The organism is Nocardioides sp. Z43_10 (assembly GCF_059766615.1).
On the sequence record NZ_JCBAJY010000007.1, the window covers coordinates 263581 to 281286 of the forward strand.

Sequence of the window (17706 nt, forward strand, 5' to 3'; positions counted from 1 at the left end):
CGGTTCTCAGCCGACCCCTATCAGCCGCAGGCGGGACCGGATCGGCAGATCCTGCGGCGCTCCGGCGCCGGTGAAGGAAAGGACCTGCTCCAAGACGAGCTCGCGCGGCTCCACGTCGGTGTCGACCGCGAAGACCACCCGACCCAGGGCGGCGTGGCTCGAGGCCTTGAGTCCCTCACGACGGACGGGCTGGGCGCCGTCGAGGGTGACGACAGGCGCACTCATCCGCGCCGGGAACCACGTGTCACCGGCAGCGTTCTCCACGGTGCTCGCGCGGTAGAGCTGGAGCCGGAGGTTGGCCCACAGCGTGCCCTCGTCGGCCCACCCGAGCGCCGCGTCATAGGGGTAGAGGGTGAGGTGGCTGGAGGTGTAAGTGGCCAGTCCCGGTCGCAGCGGCGAGTCGGGGTCCGCGGCGACGAACGCGCACGCGCTTGTCTCGGCGCAGGCGGTCGAGAAGTTGCGGTTCCCGTCGTACAACGCCTCGGCCACGCCGGCATCGATCTCGCCCGACTCGACGTGGGCGGTCTGGGTCAGGCCGTCGTACTCGACCTCGACCGTGAGGTCCTCGACGCTGGGTCGCCCCTCGATGCCGACGGCGATCGAGGTCGGGTCGTCACCGGAGTCGCTGCTGGAGTCATCGAGCACGATCGAGGCCAGGTCGACGCGCTGGTCGCCGACGACGAGGCGGACCTCGACCGGGTTCGGGTCGCGATGCGTGGACCAGCCGACCTTGCGGACCTCCCAGCTGACCGGGATCAGGCTGCCGTCCTTGGGGGCGGCCAGGTCCTGCGACTCGTCCCACGTGGGGTCGCCGTAGTCGACCTCCATGAGCTCGTGCCCGAGGGTCTCGACGGGGGCGCCGACCCGGACCGTGACCTCGCTGCCAGGCACCTGCACCGTCACGGAGCGGCCGTAGGCCGGCGAGCTCAGCGGCAGCTGCTCGCCCACCTCGGCCGCGACCGTCGGCCCGTCGTCGACCGCGCGCCACACCATGATGCCGAGGACGAGGACGACCACGGCGAGTGCTACCGACAGGAGTGAGGCCAGCGCGCGGAGGCGATCGCTGCGACGAGCGTCGGTGGTGAGGGTGGTGGTCGTCATGGAAGGTCTCCGCCCGGGATGGTCCACTGGAAGTGCACGGGCCGCCGCTCGCGGGCGAAGGGCTCGCGGTCGACGGCCGGTCCCTGGTAGTCGAACCGCAGGGCGGGGGTCGGCTTCCCCTCCGCGATGTCGAAGACGAACTGCTCGGGGTCATCGGGGTCCGAGAAGCTCAGCGGCCCCGCGTTGAGGTCGTTGACATCCGCGGGCGGGGAGAGCGGCTCGGCGTTGCCGAGGCGCGCTGAGAACTGCAGATCGCCGGCATCCCAGTACGTCGAGGCGTCACCACTTCCGCTGACCAGGGATAGGCGGCGGGGGCGGACGACGTGCACCACCAGGAACTCGCGGCCCTGGTCGGCCCAGCCCAGACCGTCGACGTACGGCGTGCGCAGGGTGAGCTTGACGCGGCACTGCAGGGCGGCTCGGAAGTAGACCCTGATCCCGCTGTCGTCGAGACGCCTCGGCGGGCCGCACGGTGTCGCCGGCATCTCGGCGAGCTCTTCCGAGGACGGGAGGTCGGCGAGGCGGCTCGCCTGTCCGCCCTCGACGGACCCATCGGAGGCGTGCACGACCTGGGTCACGCCGTCGACGGTGACGCGCACCTCGAGCTCGGCGGGGTCACCATCGACGGCAACCCAGACCCCGCCTCCCCGGGAGAAGGGCACGTTGGGATCCAGGACGAGCCCATCACGCCCGGACACGGGATAGTCGCGCCCGTCGGCGCGCAGGACCACCTCGGTCTCCTGCGCATAGGGCCTGCCGATCGAGGTCATCGGGATGAAGTAGTTCTTTTCGACCTCCACCTCGACCCGCACGAAGCGGCCACCCTTAGGCGCCCGCACGTTGGCCTCCGCCCCGAGCAGGTCGGGCAGCTCCTCGCGCGTGTCTCCCGCCCCGGCCTTCGTCCGCGCCCACGGCAGCAGGACCTGGCCGTAGTGCGGCAGGTCGTCCTCAGCGAACGGCGCGTCGAAGAGCTGGCCGACCTGGGCCCGGGGCCGGTCGTCCTTACCGCCCCGTATCACGACCAGCGCGGTCGAGAGCCCGACCACGAGCACCGCCAGCAGGGCGACCAGAGGCCACAGGCTCCACCGCTCGGTCCGGGGCGGTGCCGGCCGGGCCGGCTCGGTGGGCGCGGTGAGCTCGGTGGCAGCCCCCGGCTCGACCGAACTCTCGTGGTCCATGCGCCGCACCGTCCCCCGCGGCCGCCACCGCGAAACTCCCGAGGGCGCTCAGCTCGGCGTTCTCAGGGCAGCGGGGGGAGTCCCATACGGTGACCGTGAGCCAGTGTTGGCAGTCGGGTGGACCGGTCTGGTTGGGGAGATGGTCTTCATCGCTGGCCCGACCGCGGTAGCCGGGGCGATGTGGTGGATCATCGCGTGGGCGAAGACGCCTGCCCCACCGCTCCGTCGCGGGGTCGAGCGTCTTACTCGGGTCGTCTCGTCGCTGCTCGCGCTGATCGTGGTCGCGACCTTGGTAACCCCGGGATTCGCCCTCGTGGTCTCGGGCTACCTTTTCGTGGCCCTGCTGTTCGGGGTGGTGGCAACCCGTCGAGCACGCTCCCTGGCAGACGGCACCGAGGTGTCGTCAGGCTGGTTGGTCGCCGGCCGAGTGGCGCACGTGGCCGCGCCCGCGGTGACCGTCGTCTCAGCACTGATCTGCATCGGAGGCATCATCGCCGCGATCTCGCTTGGCCGCCCCTGCTAGCCGACTGGCAGCCCGTCTCGGAGCTCCGGGGGAGCAACCTCGCTTGACTGAGACGGGTCGGCGCTAGGTGTTTGAGGGGGAGCAGGCCCAGGGCGATTCCCTCCGATCCTGCACCGCGGGAACCGGCCCACATCAGGCCTCACATGGCGTTAGAGCTTGCCGGGTCTCCCGTGGGGGTCTCGCCGCGCAGCAGTGAACCACAGGGCCGGGGGGATCCCCGTGGGTGCTCGGAGCGGTTGCTCCCGCGTGAGCGGGCCTGCGCGCCGTAGACAGGTGTACTTGTCGGAGGCGACACCTGCGGTGGGTGGCTGGCTTATCCGTTGACCGAGGTCGTCGCGGCCAGCTCGGGCTCTCCAGCCTCGCCGTTGGTGTCGTGCCGCGTCTCGTATTCGTCGAGCCAGGCAAGGCATGAATTCGCCCAGGCGATCTCGAGCTCTGCACGCTGGATGTCGCCGCCGTACGCCATCTCGCGCACAGCCAGGATGAGCTCCTTCTCGGCAGGGGTCGATGCCTCGGCGATCCGCTTCTCGATTCGAGGGTGCTGTCGACTGGTCAAGACGGCGGCGAACTCCTTGAGTTCCTTCAGGCGAGACTCGAAATGCGCCAGGTGTGTCTCGAAGTGGCGCCGGATGTGGCGCGTGTCGCTGCCGTCTCCGAAGATCAGTCGGAGGCGCTCGCTGTCCCGGTTGGGAGGGTAGGTGGGTGGCTCGCTGGCCCACTCCCGTACCGCTTGCCGGCCAGCGTCGGTGATCGAGTAGACCCGTTTTTCGAGCTTCGATCCGACCGTTACGGACTCGGACCTGATCATCCCACGGGCCTCGAGTTCCTTCAGGCGCGGATAGATCTGGCTGTGCGCGGCCCCCCAGAACCAGCCGAGACCCAAGTCCATCTGCCTGACCAGGTCGTAGCCGGAGCCGGGACCCGTCGAGAGCCACCCCAAGATCGCGTTGTCCAACGACATAGCGATGAATGTAGCGCTCAGGTGTATATCTCGCGACATGTAAGAACTATCATGACAAAAGTTGCATGATCGTCCCGCTCGACCTAGGTTGTGTGCCATGTCACGGAACTCTGTATCGCTCGTCGTCGGTGGCACCTCCGGCATCGGAGCCGAGGTCGCACGCATGCTCGCGGGTCACGGCAACACCGTGGTGGTCGCTGGTTCTCGCTCCGAGGAGGCGGCTGCGCCGCTGCTTGCGGAGCTGACCGGTGCCACCTACGTCCAGGCAGACATGGAGGACCCGGCGAGTCCGGGGCGGCTGATCGCACAGATCATCACGGCTCACGGCCACCTGCACGACGTCATTTACTCTGCTGGCGCCACGGTCAAGATCCCGCACGCCGACCTGGATGCTGTCACCGACGACGTGTGGCACCGGATCCTCGGCATGAACGTCATCACCCCCTGGCGCCTCGTCCAGGCCGCGGCGCCGGCCTTGCGGGCCAGCGGCAATGGCACAGTCACATTCGTGGGAGCGCTCGCCGGCGTGGACGTGGGCGGCAGCAGCATTCCCTATGCGGTCTCGAAGGCAGCCCTCCACCACATGGTGAAGTTGCTCGGCGCGGTCCTCGGACCCGAGGTTCGCGTCAACGCCGTCGCTCCCGGCCTCATCGAGACGCCCTGGACCAGCGGCGACGCGTGGGACGCGCTCTACGACCACGTCCGCCAGGTCGCGCCACTCAAGCGTGTTGGCCGACCCGAGGACGTCGCCGAGCTCATCGTCTCCTTGATGAACGCCAACTACACGACCGGACAAACCGTCGTCGCCGACGGCGGACTCTCCCTCATTCCCTGACCCCGGCCGACCCCAAACGCAAGGAACCGTCATGTCTGCCACCGCAGAACACCACGTCCAGCTTGGTGCGGGCATCGCCCCCCACGCCGGAATGCGCCACTTCCGCCGCCTCGTCACGGGCGTCAATGAGGAGGGCAAGGCGGTCTTCATCGAGGACGGCGAGACCTCTTCGATCCAGACTGTGGCTAAAACGCCTACCTTCGTCGTCACCAACCTGTGGCAGCACGCCGAGGTTCCGGTGATCAACGACGGGCCGGTCGACGATGGCGTCGGCGGTGACGTCACCCTCGATCCGCCCCCGGGTGGCTCGGTCTTCCGCATGGTCGAGTTCCCCCCGGACGCCGACTGGAAGGCGAACGGCGTCGCGGACCAGGTCCACGCCACCCCCTCACTGGACTACGCGATCGTTCTCGAGGGAGAGATCTGGGCCGTCCTTGACGAGGAAGAACGCCTGATGAAGCCCGGTGAGGTCTTGATCCAGCGTGGCACGCGCCACGCGTGGTCGAACCGCTCCGACACGCGGGCTGTGGTCGCCTTCATCCTCATCGGCGGCACCATCCCGGACGGGCACTGAGGGGATCGACATGGCTCACGTGGTCGGAAGCATCAACCTGTCTCACTCGCCCCTGTGGAACCTTGCCCCGGACCCGGTGCCTGGAGAGGAGGGCGGCACGTTCGTGGCGGAGGTCGATCGCGCGCGGAGCATCATCACCGAGTTGCAGCCTGACGCGATTGTCATCTTTGGCCCGGACCATGCCCGCGGCGTCTTCTACGACGTCCTGCCGCCCTTCACCATCGGTCTCGAGCGCGTCGAGGGTGTCGGGGACTACAACACGCCCAAGGGCGAGCTTCCGCTCGCCCGGACGCTGGCCGCTGCGATTCACGCCGGCGTGGTCCATCGCGGTTTCGACCCCGCGATCTCGCTGGACCTGCGCATCGACCATGGCCTCACCCAGGTGTATGCCCGCCTGGTGCCCGACCGGGACATCCCGATCGTCCCGATCATCGTGAACTCGGGTTGCTCGCCGCTGCCGTCGTTTGCTCGAACCTTCGACTTCGGTGCGGCGGTCGGTGAGGCCATCCGTCACTTCGAGGGTCCCGATCGTGTCCTGACGATCGGATCAGGGGGCATGTCGCACTGGCCGGCCTCCACCGACGCATTCGACCCCAACATCACACCCGAGTGGCGCAATTTCCTCATCCACGGTCGGGCCCGCGTCGATGAGATGGAGCCCGCACGCGTGGCGAAGGCCCAGGCCCTCGCGGACGGCGCTGCGACCGGCCGAGTCGAGTCCGGTTGGGACCAGAGTCTCCTCGCCCGTGCCCTCGCCGATCCGCACGTGTTCCGGAGCCTCGACGAGGAGGACGTCATGCACCTTGGCGGGCCTGGTGCGCATGAGATCCGCACTTGGGCGGCCGCCATTGCCGCATGGGGAGGCCCGCTCGAATGGAGTGCCTACGAGCCCGTCAAGAAGTGGATCACCGGAATGGGCATCATCGCCAGCACTTCGCCAGCGACGCCGCGGTCCGAATCATGATCGGAACGACTGACTACTCCACCGATCCGTTCTTCGGGCTGCGAGAGGACTGGCTTCCCACCGCCGAGGGCGAAGTCACGCATCTGCATCAGACCGGCCAGGGGACCCCCGTGGTCTTCCTGCACGGATCCGGTACCGGCGTATCCGCGGCGGCCAACTGGTGGCTCACGCTGCCTGCCGTCCAGCACGACATGTGGGCCATCGCCCCCGACCTCATCGGCTTCGGAGCCACCGTGACTGCGCCGGGGGTGACGTACGGGATCCGCGAATGGGGTGACCACACGCTGCGGCTGCTCGACGCGCTCGGGATCGAGAAGGCTTGGCTCGTCGGGAACTCGCTCGGCGGATGGATCGCGCTGCTGCTCGCCATCGAGCACCCCGACCGGGTACTCGGGGTTGTCTCGATGGGCACCGGCGGAAGCGCGCCGACCGCGGCAATCAGGGCGCACGCGACGCCGAATACGGAGTTCTCTGCGCTGCGCCGATCCTTTGAGGGGTTCGTGACCGACCCGGGCCTCGTCACCGACGCCATGGTGGTGGCTAGACAGGTGGTCGCCGAACATGAAGTCTCCTCGGGTCGGCTCGACCAGGTCATCGAGGCAAGAGAACGTGACCGCGCCGCGTTGCCGTTGGACAACGAAGCGCTCGCGCAACTTCGGTTGCCGGTCCTGCTTGTCCATGGGCTCGCCGATCACGTGATCCCCCCAGCGCGCACCTGGGAGCTGGTGAATGTCATCCCGGCGGCCGATGCGGTGTTTCTCCACGGCTCTGGCCACTGGTCTCAGATCGAGCGTGCCGAGGCGTTCTCGCGACTCGTCGTCGATTTCGTCGTGGGGCGGTGGCGGGCTTGATTTTGTCATGCTCGACATGTAAGAGCAGACATGAAAACTCTTGAATGTTGCCGTTCTGCGCATTAGCGTGTGGCGGGAGTCACGGCGGCCGCCTGACAAGCGCCGCAACTCATCAGGGCGCCGCTCATGGCGCCGGTTCGAACCTTCGGAGGAATCAATGGAGATCGTGGTCGACCTGGACAAGTGCCAGGGGTATGGCAACTGCGTGATGGCCGCGCCGGAGGTGTTCGACCTCTCCGATCAAGGCAAGGTTGTCGTGCTCGACCCGAACCCCGCCGACCTTGTCGCCCTGCGTCAGGGCGTTCGCGAGTGCCCGGCGCACGCGCTGGCGCTCGCGGAATGATCCAGCCTCCCGATGCGCCCGTCGTGGTCGTCGGTGCCTCTCTTGGCGGGGCACGCGTCGTCCAGGCGCTGCGCGACCACGGATACCGAGGCCGCATCGTCCTGGTGGGCGGTGAACTGGAGCTTCCCTACGACCGCCCGCCGCTTTCCAAGGAACTGCTGCTTACCGATGCGGTAGCAAAACTGCTGATCTCGGAGGCACAGCTGAGTGACCTGGACGTCGAGACTCGCCTCGGGGTATGGGCAACCGCCCTGGATGTCCCCTCCAAGACGGTCTCGCTCAGCACGGGGGAAGACCTGGTCTACGGCTCGCTGATCATCGCCACCGGAAGCGCCCCGCTCATCTTCGACGACTGGGGTTCCTTCCTCGGTGTGCATCAGCTTCGCACCTGGGGCGATTGCGTCGCCCTACGTGCGGATCTGAAGCCTGGAAAGCGCCTGGCCATCGTTGGCGCCGGGTTCCTCGGCGCCGAGGTTGCCTACAGTGCCCGTCGGGTCGGCGTGGACGTGGCCATTCTGGACAACACCGAAGCCCCGTTGGCCCGCGCGATCGGACCGTTCTTCGGCGACATGACCAAGGCGATCTTCGACGACGCCGGGGTAGAGCTTCACCACGAGGTGAGCGTGCTCGGCGTCGAAGGGGACGAGCGAGTGCGCGGCGTCCGTCTGGCAGACGGCTCCTTCATCGAGGCCGATTCGGTCCTCGTCTGCATCGGGGCTCGTCCGAGCGTGGACTGGCTCCAGAGTTCCAGCCTGCACCTGCAGAACGGCGTCGTGTGTGACGAACACCTGAGCGCTGCTACCGGGGTGTACGCGATCGGAGATGTCTGCAACTTCTACAACGTCTTGCTCGGAGAACGGATGAGGGTCGAGCACTGGACGAACGTGGGGGAGCAGGCGACCTATGTCGCCAAGGCCATTGCCCGTGGCGAGAAAGGCGACGGCTTCGGTTCGTTGCCCTTCGTGTGGTCCGAGCAGTTCGGCATCAAGATCGAGGTCATCGGACGCCCGCGGCCGACCGACGCCGTGCGGATCGTCGAGGGTTCGCGGGAGGCTCGCCAACTCCTCGCCATCTATGAACGCGACGGCTGCGACGTAGGGGCCATCTCTTTCAACTCACCGCGGAGCATGTTCCAGCTCCGCCGACGCCTCCTCACGGAACTCAACGCAGCCCGCAACTCGATCACGGCCGGCTGACCACAAGACCACCTCGCCACTCGGCACTAGGCCGAGTCTGGAAAGGAACAGGAATAGAGATGACGGCACAACAGCACAGCCAGGGGGACATCGATGCGTTCCTCACCGAGGTGGCCACCGACCTCGACAGCGGAGTTCTCCCCATCCGCGCGTTCTCCGATCCCGAGCTGCACCAGCTCGAACTGGAACGAATCTTTGCCAAGAGCTGGGTCTACGTCGGTCACGTCACCGAAATCCCCAACCCTGGCGACTACGTCCTTCGCTACGTGGGCAAGGACCAGTTCATCCTCGCCCGCGATGAAAGTGGCGAGATAAACCTCCTGTTCAACAGCTGCATGCACCGGGCCACGGCCGTGTGCCACGCCGAGAAGGGCAACAGCTCGCACTTCCGCTGCCCGTACCACGGCTGGATCTACAAGAACAACGGTGACTGGAACGGCGCCCCGCACCGGGTCAACGCCTATCCCCGGACGATGGACCCCAAACAGTGGGGCCTTCGCAAGGCGCCACACCTGGACACCTACCAGGGCCTGATCTTCGTGAACCTCGACCCCGAGGCGATCACGCTCAAGGAGTACCTGGGTGACATGGCGTGGTACCTCGACGTCACCTTCGGTCTCAACTCCACCGGCATGCGCGTCGTCGGCGACCCGCAGCGATGGATCGCCGGCGCGAACTGGAAGTCGGGGGCGGAGAACTTCGGTGGCGACGCCTACCATGTGCCGCATCTGCACCGCTCCGGCGAGGAGACCGGCGTCTTTCCGCACATCGACGACGCCCTCTCCGGACAGTTCCACATCGCCGTCGACGGTGGCCACAGCATCGTCGCGAGCCGCGGCTTCCTGCCTCCGCCGATGTGGCAGTACGGCGGCTGGCCCCAGGAGGTTGCCGACACCTTCGAGCTCGACAAACTCAAGCCTGAACAGCGGGAGTTCATCGAGAACGGCTGGTGCGCCACGGTCTTCACCGTCTTCCCGAACCTCTCGATCATCCACGCCCCTGGCGTATATGACGCCGAGACAACTCCACCGGTGCTCATGACCGCGCTGCGGCAGTGGCAGCCCTACGCCCACGACGAGACCGAGATCTGGAACTGGCCCATGGAGTGGATCGACGCTCCTGCCGACTTCAACAGGTTGTCCTATGACACCGCGATCAATTCGTTCGGTCCCGCCGGCATGTTCGAGCAGGACGACACCGTCGCCTGGGAAGGCCCGGCCGACGTCGGCACGTCGGTCTTCGCGCGCCAGACGATGAAGCTCAACTACCAGCTCGGCCAGGGCACTCCCGGAGGGTTCGGCTTGGTCGAGGACTGGAAGTTCCCCGGGGTCGCGACCACGACCTCCTACGACGAATACAACCAGCTTCGATTCTGGAAGCAGTGGCAGAAGGCGGTGTCGGGACAGTGAGCATGCAGTCCTTCGAGATCACGGACGGCGTGATTCTTCCTCCTCTGGTCGACCTGCAGACCGAACGTGAGGTCGCGCAGTTGCTCTACACCGAGGCCGAGCTGCTCGACCAGACGCGTTACGTCGACTGGTTCAACACCTGCCTCGCCGAGAGCCTTGAATACCTGGTCCCAGTCCGAACTACCCGTGAGCGCAAACCAGGAGCGTCAGAGTTCGCCACTGACAGCTTCCACATGCGCGAGACCTACAACACCATGAAGGCCCGCGTGAACCGCCTGCTCACCGAGCACGCATGGGCCGAGGACCCGGCCTCACGCACACGCCGCTTGGTCAGCAACATCCGGATCGAGGAAACCGCCACCGATGAACTCCTTGTCAAGAGTTACCTCCTTCTCTACCGCTCGCAATGGGACCGCGTGAAGTACGACCTGCTCCTCGCTGACCGGGTCGACAAGGTGATCAAGGTCGGGGACAGGTGGAAGATCGCCCGCCGCGAGGTGTTCTTCACCCACACGATCCTCGGCACGCCCAACCTCGGAGTGTTCCTGTGACCACCGACCACGTCACCACCGGCACCACCGGCGACGTCACCCCCGACGGCCCGATCATCACGATCGTCAACGAGTTCGCGGAGGTCCGCCTCCAGAAGGTCTACACCCGCAACGGCGAGCGGCTGCGCCTCGCCTCCTACCGGCGTGGATCGGAGATCCTGCTCGACGCGATCCAGCTCGAGAGCCTGACCTGGCAGACCCCCGAGGACTTCTCCCGACTCCTCACCGCCTCCATTGGCCCCGACACCACCGGAACTGACCCGTCGCGCTGAGGCACATGGCGAAGCCGGTCCGACGGGCACGTTCAACAGACTTCATCAGCAAGAACAGGATCACCATGTCGATGCTCGAAAACCACGTCGTCCTTCTCTCCGGCGGTGGCTCCGGAATGGGCCGTGGCGTGGCCCGCCACTTCCGCAGCGAGGGCGCGCAACTCGCGATCCTCGAGATCGTCCCTGACAAGGTCACTTCTTTGAAGGAAGAGTTCGGCGATGACGTCCTGGTCATCCAGGGCGACGCCACCAAGCTGACGGACCTCGAGGCCACCAAGAAGGCCGTCCTCGAGCGCTTCGGGCGCCTCGACGCCTACGTCGGCTGTCAGGGTGTCTTCGACGGCAACATTCCCCTGAAGGAGATGCCGCTCGATAAGGTCGAGAGCACCTTCGACGAGCTCTTCCACATCAACGTGATGTCCTACATCCTCGCGGCCCGGGTCTTCGTGGACGAGCTCGAGAAGGCCGGCGGGTCGATCGTCCTGACGGCGTCTGTCGCCGCCTTCATGGCAGACGGCGGCGGCCTGTTCTACACGGCCACCAAGGGCGCGGTCCGAAGCCTCATCGGGCAGCTCGGCCTGGAGTTCGCTCCGAAGGTCCGGGTCAACGGACTCGCTCCGGCCGGCTTCGCGGGAAGCGAGTTGCGCGGTCCCGAAGCCCTCGGTCTGGACGGCTACAAGCAGTCCGACATTCCCAAGGAGGCGTTCCTCAACCTCTTCCGGGAGGTCAGCCTCCTCGAAGAGCTACCGACGCCGGAGGATCACGGCCCGCTCTACGCCTTCCTGGCCTCGAACAAGAACAAGATCGTCACGGGACAGGTCTTCGTCGTTGACCAAGGGGCGCTCAACCGGCCGTTCCTCAGTGCACCCCACCGGGACACCAGCGGCGGCATCGGCTGACGGTCCGCCCCTACCCGCCGCGACCAGGCAGAAACAGGAAGACGACCATGACCGAAACCGCACATTCCGCAGCCACCAACGAGGCGCATCCGAATCAATGGAACTCCACTGAGCAGAAGTTCTGGGGCGGTCCCGACCACGCGGATTTCCCGGTGCCGGAGGAGATCCTCCATCTTTCCGTCTTCCACCAGGGCCCTGGTGTCGACGACCTGGTTCGCTTCTACCAGACCGTCCTGAACCTGCGATACGTCTGGAAGACCGACTACGGCTCCTGGGAGTTCATCGCCCTGAGCCACGACGACGAGAACCACCGCATCGGCATCGTCAACGCCTACGAGGGCAACCGCCCCCGCGCCATGGAGCTCGACGTCCGCACGGAGGTCGAGGTGCCCGAGGGCGTCGAGCCTCGCACCCTTCCGCAGCGTCCCTGCCGCTTGGAGCACATGAACTGGCGCTTCCGCACCATGGAGGATCTGCTCATCACCGCTCGCCGGGTTCACGACGAGCTCGGCATCTGGCCCCTGACGACCCGCCTGAGCCCGTTCGACTTCACCATCGACTACCTGGACCCCGACCTCAATCGGGTTGAGATGCTCGCCCAGTTCGCGGCAACGAAGGGCCAGGCAATGGTCGGCATGTTCAAGGGGCTCGAGCGAATGATGGGCACCACCGGTGACTACGACCGCATCTACTTGCCGGTCGACATGGAGAAGTTGCTCGGACATTACGAGGCTGGGGTGCCGCTCTCCGATCTGCAGAGCCGACCGTGGGCCGAGCAGATGAAGGCAGAAGGCAAGCTCTGAGATGTTCCAGTATTTCCCTACCAACTACGTCTGGAACCTGTCAGTCAACATCGCCATGACTTGCGGCGCCAAGATCGGCGAGATCGACCAGATCTGCAAGCCATTGCTGGAGATCTCGAAGCAGGGCGACGACGCTGGCACACACCAGTTCTTCAAGTCGTGGGTCGACAAGGCCGACTCCTTGGTCGCCCGCGCGGAGCAGGAACTCGCGCATGGTCGTCGTCTCGGTGCCGGTTCGCTCTACAACCGTGCCTGGATCTATTACCTCGTCGCGGAGCGGATGCAGAGTCCCGAGTTCCCTGATCGACAGAGCGCCTACGACAAGATGGTCGAGACCTACGGCAAGGCCATCGAGTACGACGAACTTCCCGTGGAGGTCGTCGAGATCCCGTACCAGGACACGTCGTTCCCCGCGCTCTTCATCCGCGCCGAAGCCAGCGAGCGCCCGGCTCGCACAATGATCTTCTGCAACGGCCTCGACAGCATGAAGGAGATGCTCTACGGCACGGGAATCGCCCACGAGTTCGCCCGGCGAGGCATTAACACCCTTATTGTCGACCAGCCGGGCACCGGTGGAGCCATCCGCAAGCGCGGCCTCTACGGCCGTCACGACAGCGAAGCGTGGGCCTCGGCGGCGGTGGACTATCTCGAGACCCATAGCGGGGTCGACGCCGAGAGGATCGGCATGATGGGCGTTTCTCTGGGCGGCTACTTTGCCCCGCGGGCAGTGGCGTTCGAGAAGCGCCTCAAGCTGTGCGCGGTCTGGGGAGCCAACTACAACTGGGGTGAACTGCAGAAACGTCGTCTGCAGCGCGAGGGTGAGAACCCGGTCCCGCACTACTGGGCTCACGTCCAATGGGTCTTCAACAAGAACTCACTTGAGGAGTTCATGGCCTGGGCACCGAGCATGACGCTTGAGGGTGTCGTCGACAGGATCACCGTGCCCTTCTTGGTCACCCACGGCGAAGACGACAAACAGATCCCGATGGAGTTCGCCACGCCCCAGTACGAGAACGCGGTCAACAGTTCGTACCGGGAGTTCCACCTCTTCACCCACGACTCGGGTGGATCCGCGCACGCTGGCGCTGACAACGAAGCCATCGGCGCCTCGTTCATCCCTGACTGGGTCAACGAGCACCTTTGAATCCGACCCCTGTCCGTCCCGGTACGTCGAGCCGATGGCGATCGGGAGTTACACGGCCCTGAGGGGTGACCACCCGTGCCGTTGGGTTCGCCGGGATAGCGCAGGAGGACGTCGTGGAGTGCGCCGCCGCCCAGCGGGGCCTGAGGCCTACGAGCGATATGTCGTCGACGAGGTCATGCCGATGCTCGCCGCGACCGGTGAGGAGTTGCTCGAGGCGCTGGGCGGGTTGTTGCCGGCGGTGGACCCCGCTGCGCTCACCCCGGCGTACTCCGACTGGCTCAGCCGAAGCTTGCAGGCGGCCGGTGCCCAGGGGTCGGTCGGGGCGTGCACGACGGACTGGCGCTGGTCGCGCTGTGGGGGTTTCGACATGGCGGAGATCCGGGTGCCCGTGTCGGTCTGGCAAGGCGGACAGGACGCGATGGGTCCCTACGCTCAAGGGCAGTGGCTCGCAGCGCGCGTGCCCGGCGCAACGGCGCACCTGTTCGACGACGCGGACCTCAAGTAGCGGGGCGCTAGGGAGCGCTGCTTCGGGTGGGGTGCGCCTGCGGCTGTCTCTGCGGGCGGTCTACTCACCCGGGCAGGTGGTTTCCGATTGTGCCTCGACATCGTGTATCTTGATATCGAGATACATTCGCTCGCGACGGTCGCACTGCCGACCAGGGGAGCGGCACCCGGGTAAGGGGAACCTTCCTTTCGTGCCCTCCGCGGCGGCGGCAAGATGGGCGCGAGCGAACCCATGAAGACGTCACGAGGAGATGGCTGATGGCCAGTCAGGACAGCTTTGGTGCGAAGAGCACTCTCGATGTGGACGGGAAGTCCTACGAGATCTTCCGCCTCGACGCAGTCACCGGGGAAGGCTTGGACGTCGCGTCCCTGCCGTACTCCCTGAAGGTGCTGCTGGAGAACCTCCTGCGCACCGAGGACGGCGCGAACATCACCGCCGACGACATCAAGGCGCTCGCCGGCTGGGACGAGACGGCGCAGCCCGACAAGGAGATCCAGTTCACGCCCGCGCGCGTGATCATGCAGGACTTCACCGGCGTGCCCTGCGTCGTCGACCTCGCCACGATGCGCGAGGCGATGGCCGACCTCGGGGGAGACCCGGCGAAGATCAACCCGCTGGCACCGGCCGAGATGGTCATCGACCACTCCGTCATCGCCGACGTGTTCGGCACGCCCGAGGCCTTCGAGCGCAACGTCGAGATCGAGTACGAGCGCAACCGCGAGCGCTACCAGTTCCTGCGCTGGGGCCAGGGCGCCTTCGACGACTTCAAGGTCGTCCCGCCGGGCACCGGCATCGTGCACCAGGTCAACATCGAGCACCTGGCGCGCACCGTCTTCACCCGCGAGGTGGACGGCGAGCTCCAGGCCTACCCCGACACCTGCGTGGGCACCGACTCGCACACCACGATGGTCAACGGCATCGGCGTCGTCGGCTGGGGCGTGGGCGGCATCGAGGCCGAGGCCGCGATGCTCGGCCAGCCGGTCTCCATGCTGATCCCGCGCGTCGTGGGCTTCAAGCTGAACGGCGACCTCCCCGAGGGCGCCACCGCCACCGACCTGGTGCTGACGATCACCGAGATGCTGCGCAAGCACGGCGTCGTCGGCAAGTTCGTCGAGTTCTACGGCCCCGGCGTCTCGGCGCTGCCGCTGGCCAACCGCGCCACCATCGGCAACATGTCGCCCGAGTTCGGCTCCACGATCGCGGTCTTCCCGATCGACGAGGAGACCACCAAGTACCTCGAGCTCACCGGCCGCTCCGCCGAGCAGCTCGCCCTGGTGGAGGCCTACGCCAAGGAGCAGGGCCTGTGGCACGACCCGGCCGCTGAGCCGCGCTTCTCCGAGAAGCTCGAGCTCGACCTGGCCACGGTCGTTCCGTCCCTGGCCGGCCCGAAGCGCCCCCAGGACCGGGTCTCGCTCACCGAGGCCAAGCCCGCCTTCCGCACGGCCCTGGCCGACTACGTCAGCGCCGACGAGACCGGCACCGAGGACCGCAAGCCCGGCGTCCCCGCCCAGGAGCAGCCCTTCGGCGTCACCTCCAAGGTCGACGAGGCCTCCGCGGAGTCCTTCCCCTCCAGTGACGCCCCCGCCTCGAACGGCGGGGCCGGCGGCGGCAACGGCTCCGGTGCGCCCGACGACTGGCACACCCACGCCGCGGCCTCCGCCGAGGGACGTCCCTCGAACCCGGCACGCGTCACCCTGGCCGACGGCACGGAGTTCACGATCGACCACGGCGCAGTCACCATCGCCGCGATCACCTCGTGCACCAACACCTCGAACCCGTCGGTGATGATCGGCGCCGCCCTGCTGGCCAAGAAGGCGGTGGAGAAGGGCCTCGAGCGCAAGCCGTGGGTCAAGACGACGCTGGCGCCCGGCTCGAAGGTGGTCTCGGACTACTACGAGAAGTCCGGCCTCACGCCGTACCTGGACAAGCTGGGCTTCAACCTCGTCGGCTACGGCTGCACGACCTGCATCGGCAACTCCGGGCCGCTCATCCCCGAGGTGAGCCAGGCCGTCAACGACAACGACCTCGCGGTCGTCTCGGTGCTGTCGGGCAACCGCAACTTCGAGGGCCGGATCAACCCCGACATCAAGATGAACTACCTGGCCTCCCCGCCGCTGGTGGTGGCCTACGCCCTGGCCGGCTCGATGGACGTCGACCTGTTCAACGACCCGCTGGGTCAGGACACCGACGGCAACGACGTCTACATGCGCGACATCTGGCCGACCGCCGCCGAGATCGAGGAGGTCGTCGCCAGCGCCATCACCTCGGAGATGTTCGACGACGGTTACGCCGACGTCTTCGCCGGTGACGAGCAGTGGCGCTCGCTGCCCACGCCCGAGGGCAAGACCTTCGCGTGGGACCCCGAGTCCACCTACGTCCGCAAGCCCCCGTACTTCGACGGCATGCCGGCGGAGCCCGAGGCGGTCACCGACATCGAGGGCGCCCGGGTGCTGCTCAAGCTCGGTGACTCGGTGACCACCGACCACATCTCGCCGGCCGGTGCGATCAAGAAGGACTCGCCGGCGGGCAAGTACCTCGCCGAGCACGGTGTCTCGCAGCGCGACTTCAACTCCTACGGCTCGCGCCGCGGCAACCACGAGGTGATGATCCGGGGCACGTTCGCCAACATCCGGCTGCGCAACCAGCTGGCTCCCGGCACGGAGGGCGGGTTCACCCGCGACTTCACCGGGAACGGCGACGTCACCACCGTCTTCGAGGCCTCGGAGAAGTACATCGCCGCCGGTACGCCGCTGGTCGTGCTCGCCGGCAAGGAGTACGGCTCCGGCTCGTCGCGTGACTGGGCCGCCAAGGGCACCGCGCTGCTCGGGGTCAAGGCGGTCATCGCCGAGTCCTACGAGCGGATCCACCGCTCGAACCTGATCGGCATGGGCGTGCTGCCGCTGCAGTTCCCCGAGGGCCAGACCGCAGAGTCCCTGGGTCTGACCGGCGAGGAGACCTTCAGCTTCACCGGGGTCACCGAGCTGAACGAGGGGCGCATCCCGCGCACCGTCAAGGTCAAGGCCGGTGACGTCGAGTTCGACGCCGTCGTCCGCATCGACACCCCCGGTGAGGCGAACTACTACCGCAACGGCGGCATCATGCAGTACGTGCTGCGCAGCCTGCGCGGCGCCTGAGAGCCCTCTGACGGCCTCAACGCGAGCACCGGAAGGCCCGTCGTCCCCCCGGGGACGGCGGGCCTTCCGCGTCTCCTGGGACCCGGTCGCGGCCGCCGGGAGACACGCTCTGCGAGCGGCGAGCTCGCCCCTCGGGTCTGTGCCGGGGGTCACGCGCTCTCGATTTGCCCGGCCAGCAGGGGCGGGGCTAATGTTCTGTCTGTCGCCGAGAGCGGCGGGGAGCAAGGCCCTGAAGAGGGTGCGGGCTCCCGGCTCCGGTTGATCTTCTCTCTCTGATGCTCCTGCTGGGGTGGTCGGGTCTTGCCTTTCGGGGTGTGGCTGGCTGGCCCGGTTGCGGTGTGTCTGGGGGAGGGGCGGTCTGGTTCTCGCCGGTTTGACCGGGTGGGGCGGATCGGGTAAGTTTCTGCAGGTTGCCCCGGCGCCTGATCGTCACCTGATGGTGGTGGTTGGGGTGGTGCGCGTG

18 protein-coding genes are annotated in these 17706 nt (G+C 66.9%); 15 read left to right on the forward strand and 3 right to left on the reverse strand.

Annotation, left to right across the window (positions count from 1 at the left end):
* Window positions 1-6: 6 nt before the first annotated feature.
* A complete protein-coding gene (locus AC6EI4_RS14775; protein ID WP_498451901.1) occupies window positions 7-1101 on the reverse strand; it encodes a hypothetical protein in 1095 nt (364 codons plus the stop codon).
* The gene (locus AC6EI4_RS14780; RefSeq protein WP_498451902.1) at window positions 1098-2279 is read right to left on the reverse strand and encodes a hypothetical protein; all 1182 of its coding nucleotides are present in this window, start codon (window positions 2277-2279) and stop codon (window positions 1098-1100) included. The genes AC6EI4_RS14775 and AC6EI4_RS14780 overlap by 4 nt, the downstream gene beginning before the upstream one ends.
* A gap of 139 nt (window positions 2280-2418) precedes the next feature.
* Here AC6EI4_RS14780 and AC6EI4_RS14785 point away from each other — a divergent pair, with 139 nt between their 5' ends.
* Window positions 2419-2802, forward strand: coding sequence for a hypothetical protein (locus AC6EI4_RS14785; protein ID WP_498451903.1), 384 nt, complete (start codon window positions 2419-2421; stop codon window positions 2800-2802).
* 313 nt (window positions 2803-3115) lie between these two features.
* On the opposite strand, the gene AC6EI4_RS14790 is transcribed toward AC6EI4_RS14785, so the two are convergent.
* Entirely contained in the window at window positions 3116-3763 is a 648-nt protein-coding gene (locus tag AC6EI4_RS14790) for a PadR family transcriptional regulator (RefSeq protein ID WP_498451904.1), read from the reverse strand.
* A 97-nt stretch (window positions 3764-3860) separates the two neighbouring features.
* On the opposite strand from AC6EI4_RS14790, the gene AC6EI4_RS14795 reads away from it, so the two are divergent.
* The 14 genes from AC6EI4_RS14795 to AC6EI4_RS14860 all read left to right on the forward strand — a co-directional run bounded on the left by AC6EI4_RS14795 (window position 3861) and on the right by AC6EI4_RS14860 (window position 17243).
* Window positions 3861-4598 carry an SDR family NAD(P)-dependent oxidoreductase gene (locus tag AC6EI4_RS14795; protein WP_498451905.1) on the forward strand — a complete coding sequence of 246 codons (738 nt, stop codon included), beginning with the start codon at window positions 3861-3863 and terminating at the stop codon, window positions 4596-4598.
* Window positions 4599-4629: 31 nt separating this feature from the next.
* Window positions 4630-5172, forward strand: a complete 543-nt coding sequence (locus AC6EI4_RS14800) for a cupin domain-containing protein (RefSeq protein WP_498451906.1) — start codon at window positions 4630-4632, stop codon at window positions 5170-5172.
* A gap of 10 nt (window positions 5173-5182) precedes the next feature.
* A complete protein-coding gene (locus AC6EI4_RS14805; RefSeq protein WP_498451907.1) occupies window positions 5183-6136 on the forward strand; it encodes a DODA-type extradiol aromatic ring-opening family dioxygenase in 954 nt (317 codons plus the stop codon).
* A complete protein-coding gene (locus AC6EI4_RS14810) occupies window positions 6133-6987 on the forward strand; it encodes an alpha/beta fold hydrolase (protein WP_498451908.1) in 855 nt (284 codons plus the stop codon). Before AC6EI4_RS14805 ends, AC6EI4_RS14810 begins: the two co-directional genes overlap by 4 nt.
* A gap of 157 nt (window positions 6988-7144) precedes the next feature.
* Window positions 7145-7330: a ferredoxin gene (locus tag AC6EI4_RS14815; RefSeq protein ID WP_498451909.1), complete on the forward strand. Its 186-nt coding sequence runs from the start codon at window positions 7145-7147 to the stop codon at window positions 7328-7330.
* Window positions 7327-8526, forward strand: coding sequence for an NAD(P)/FAD-dependent oxidoreductase (locus AC6EI4_RS14820; protein ID WP_498451910.1), 1200 nt, complete (start codon window positions 7327-7329; stop codon window positions 8524-8526). The genes AC6EI4_RS14815 and AC6EI4_RS14820 overlap by 4 nt, the downstream gene beginning before the upstream one ends.
* A gap of 110 nt (window positions 8527-8636) precedes the next feature.
* Complete coding sequence (locus AC6EI4_RS14825) at window positions 8637-9935, forward strand: Rieske 2Fe-2S domain-containing protein (RefSeq protein ID WP_498451911.1); 1299 nt, start codon at window positions 8637-8639, stop codon at window positions 9933-9935.
* A gap of 2 nt (window positions 9936-9937) precedes the next feature.
* Window positions 9938-10486, forward strand: coding sequence for an aromatic-ring-hydroxylating dioxygenase subunit beta (locus AC6EI4_RS14830; protein WP_498451912.1), 549 nt, complete (start codon window positions 9938-9940; stop codon window positions 10484-10486).
* A complete protein-coding gene (locus tag AC6EI4_RS14835; RefSeq protein ID WP_498451913.1) occupies window positions 10483-10758 on the forward strand; it encodes a hypothetical protein in 276 nt (91 codons plus the stop codon). Before AC6EI4_RS14830 ends, AC6EI4_RS14835 begins: the two co-directional genes overlap by 4 nt.
* A 65-nt stretch (window positions 10759-10823) precedes the next feature.
* The gene (locus AC6EI4_RS14840; RefSeq protein WP_498451914.1) at window positions 10824-11657 is read left to right on the forward strand and encodes an SDR family oxidoreductase; all 834 of its coding nucleotides are present in this window, start codon (window positions 10824-10826) and stop codon (window positions 11655-11657) included.
* 47 nt (window positions 11658-11704) lie between these two features.
* Window positions 11705-12460 carry a VOC family protein gene (locus AC6EI4_RS14845; protein WP_498451915.1) on the forward strand — a complete coding sequence of 252 codons (756 nt, stop codon included), beginning with the start codon at window positions 11705-11707 and terminating at the stop codon, window positions 12458-12460.
* A gap of 1 nt (window position 12461) precedes the next feature.
* The gene (locus AC6EI4_RS14850) at window positions 12462-13604 is read left to right on the forward strand and encodes an alpha/beta hydrolase (RefSeq protein WP_498451916.1); all 1143 of its coding nucleotides are present in this window, start codon (window positions 12462-12464) and stop codon (window positions 13602-13604) included.
* A 181-nt stretch (window positions 13605-13785) separates the two neighbouring features.
* Window positions 13786-14109 carry an alpha/beta fold hydrolase gene (locus tag AC6EI4_RS14855; protein WP_498451917.1) on the forward strand — a complete coding sequence of 108 codons (324 nt, stop codon included), beginning with the start codon at window positions 13786-13788 and terminating at the stop codon, window positions 14107-14109.
* A gap of 257 nt (window positions 14110-14366) precedes the next feature.
* Window positions 14367-17243, forward strand: a complete 2877-nt coding sequence (locus AC6EI4_RS14860; protein WP_498451918.1) for an aconitate hydratase — start codon at window positions 14367-14369, stop codon at window positions 17241-17243.
* The last annotated feature ends 463 nt before the right edge of the window (window positions 17244-17706 follow it).

Excerpts from the sequence above, each read along its gene's own strand:
- AC6EI4_RS14775 (WP_498451901.1), bottom strand. The coding sequence starts at position 1,101 with ATGACGACCACCACCCTCACCACCGACGCTCGTCGCAGCGATCGCCTC.
- AC6EI4_RS14780 (WP_498451902.1), bottom strand. The coding sequence starts at position 2,279 with ATGGACCACGAGAGTTCGGTCGAGCCGGGGGCTGCCACCGAGCTCACC.
- AC6EI4_RS14785 (WP_498451903.1), top strand. The coding sequence starts at position 2,419 with ATGGTCTTCATCGCTGGCCCGACCGCGGTAGCCGGGGCGATGTGGTGG.
- AC6EI4_RS14790 (WP_498451904.1), bottom strand. The coding sequence starts at position 3,763 with ATGTCGTTGGACAACGCGATCTTGGGGTGGCTCTCGACGGGTCCCGGC.
- AC6EI4_RS14795 (WP_498451905.1), top strand. The coding sequence starts at position 3,861 with ATGTCACGGAACTCTGTATCGCTCGTCGTCGGTGGCACCTCCGGCATC.
- AC6EI4_RS14800 (WP_498451906.1), top strand. The coding sequence starts at position 4,630 with ATGTCTGCCACCGCAGAACACCACGTCCAGCTTGGTGCGGGCATCGCC.
- AC6EI4_RS14805 (WP_498451907.1), top strand. The coding sequence starts at position 5,183 with ATGGCTCACGTGGTCGGAAGCATCAACCTGTCTCACTCGCCCCTGTGG.
- AC6EI4_RS14810 (WP_498451908.1), top strand. The coding sequence starts at position 6,133 with ATGATCGGAACGACTGACTACTCCACCGATCCGTTCTTCGGGCTGCGA.
- AC6EI4_RS14815 (WP_498451909.1), top strand. The coding sequence starts at position 7,145 with ATGGAGATCGTGGTCGACCTGGACAAGTGCCAGGGGTATGGCAACTGC.
- AC6EI4_RS14820 (WP_498451910.1), top strand. The coding sequence starts at position 7,327 with ATGATCCAGCCTCCCGATGCGCCCGTCGTGGTCGTCGGTGCCTCTCTT.
- AC6EI4_RS14830 (WP_498451912.1), top strand. The coding sequence starts at position 9,938 with ATGCAGTCCTTCGAGATCACGGACGGCGTGATTCTTCCTCCTCTGGTC.
- AC6EI4_RS14840 (WP_498451914.1), top strand. The coding sequence starts at position 10,824 with ATGTCGATGCTCGAAAACCACGTCGTCCTTCTCTCCGGCGGTGGCTCC.
- AC6EI4_RS14845 (WP_498451915.1), top strand. The coding sequence starts at position 11,705 with ATGACCGAAACCGCACATTCCGCAGCCACCAACGAGGCGCATCCGAAT.
- AC6EI4_RS14850 (WP_498451916.1), top strand. The coding sequence starts at position 12,462 with ATGTTCCAGTATTTCCCTACCAACTACGTCTGGAACCTGTCAGTCAAC.
- AC6EI4_RS14855 (WP_498451917.1), top strand. The coding sequence starts at position 13,786 with ATGCTCGCCGCGACCGGTGAGGAGTTGCTCGAGGCGCTGGGCGGGTTG.
- AC6EI4_RS14860 (WP_498451918.1), top strand. The coding sequence starts at position 14,367 with ATGGCCAGTCAGGACAGCTTTGGTGCGAAGAGCACTCTCGATGTGGAC.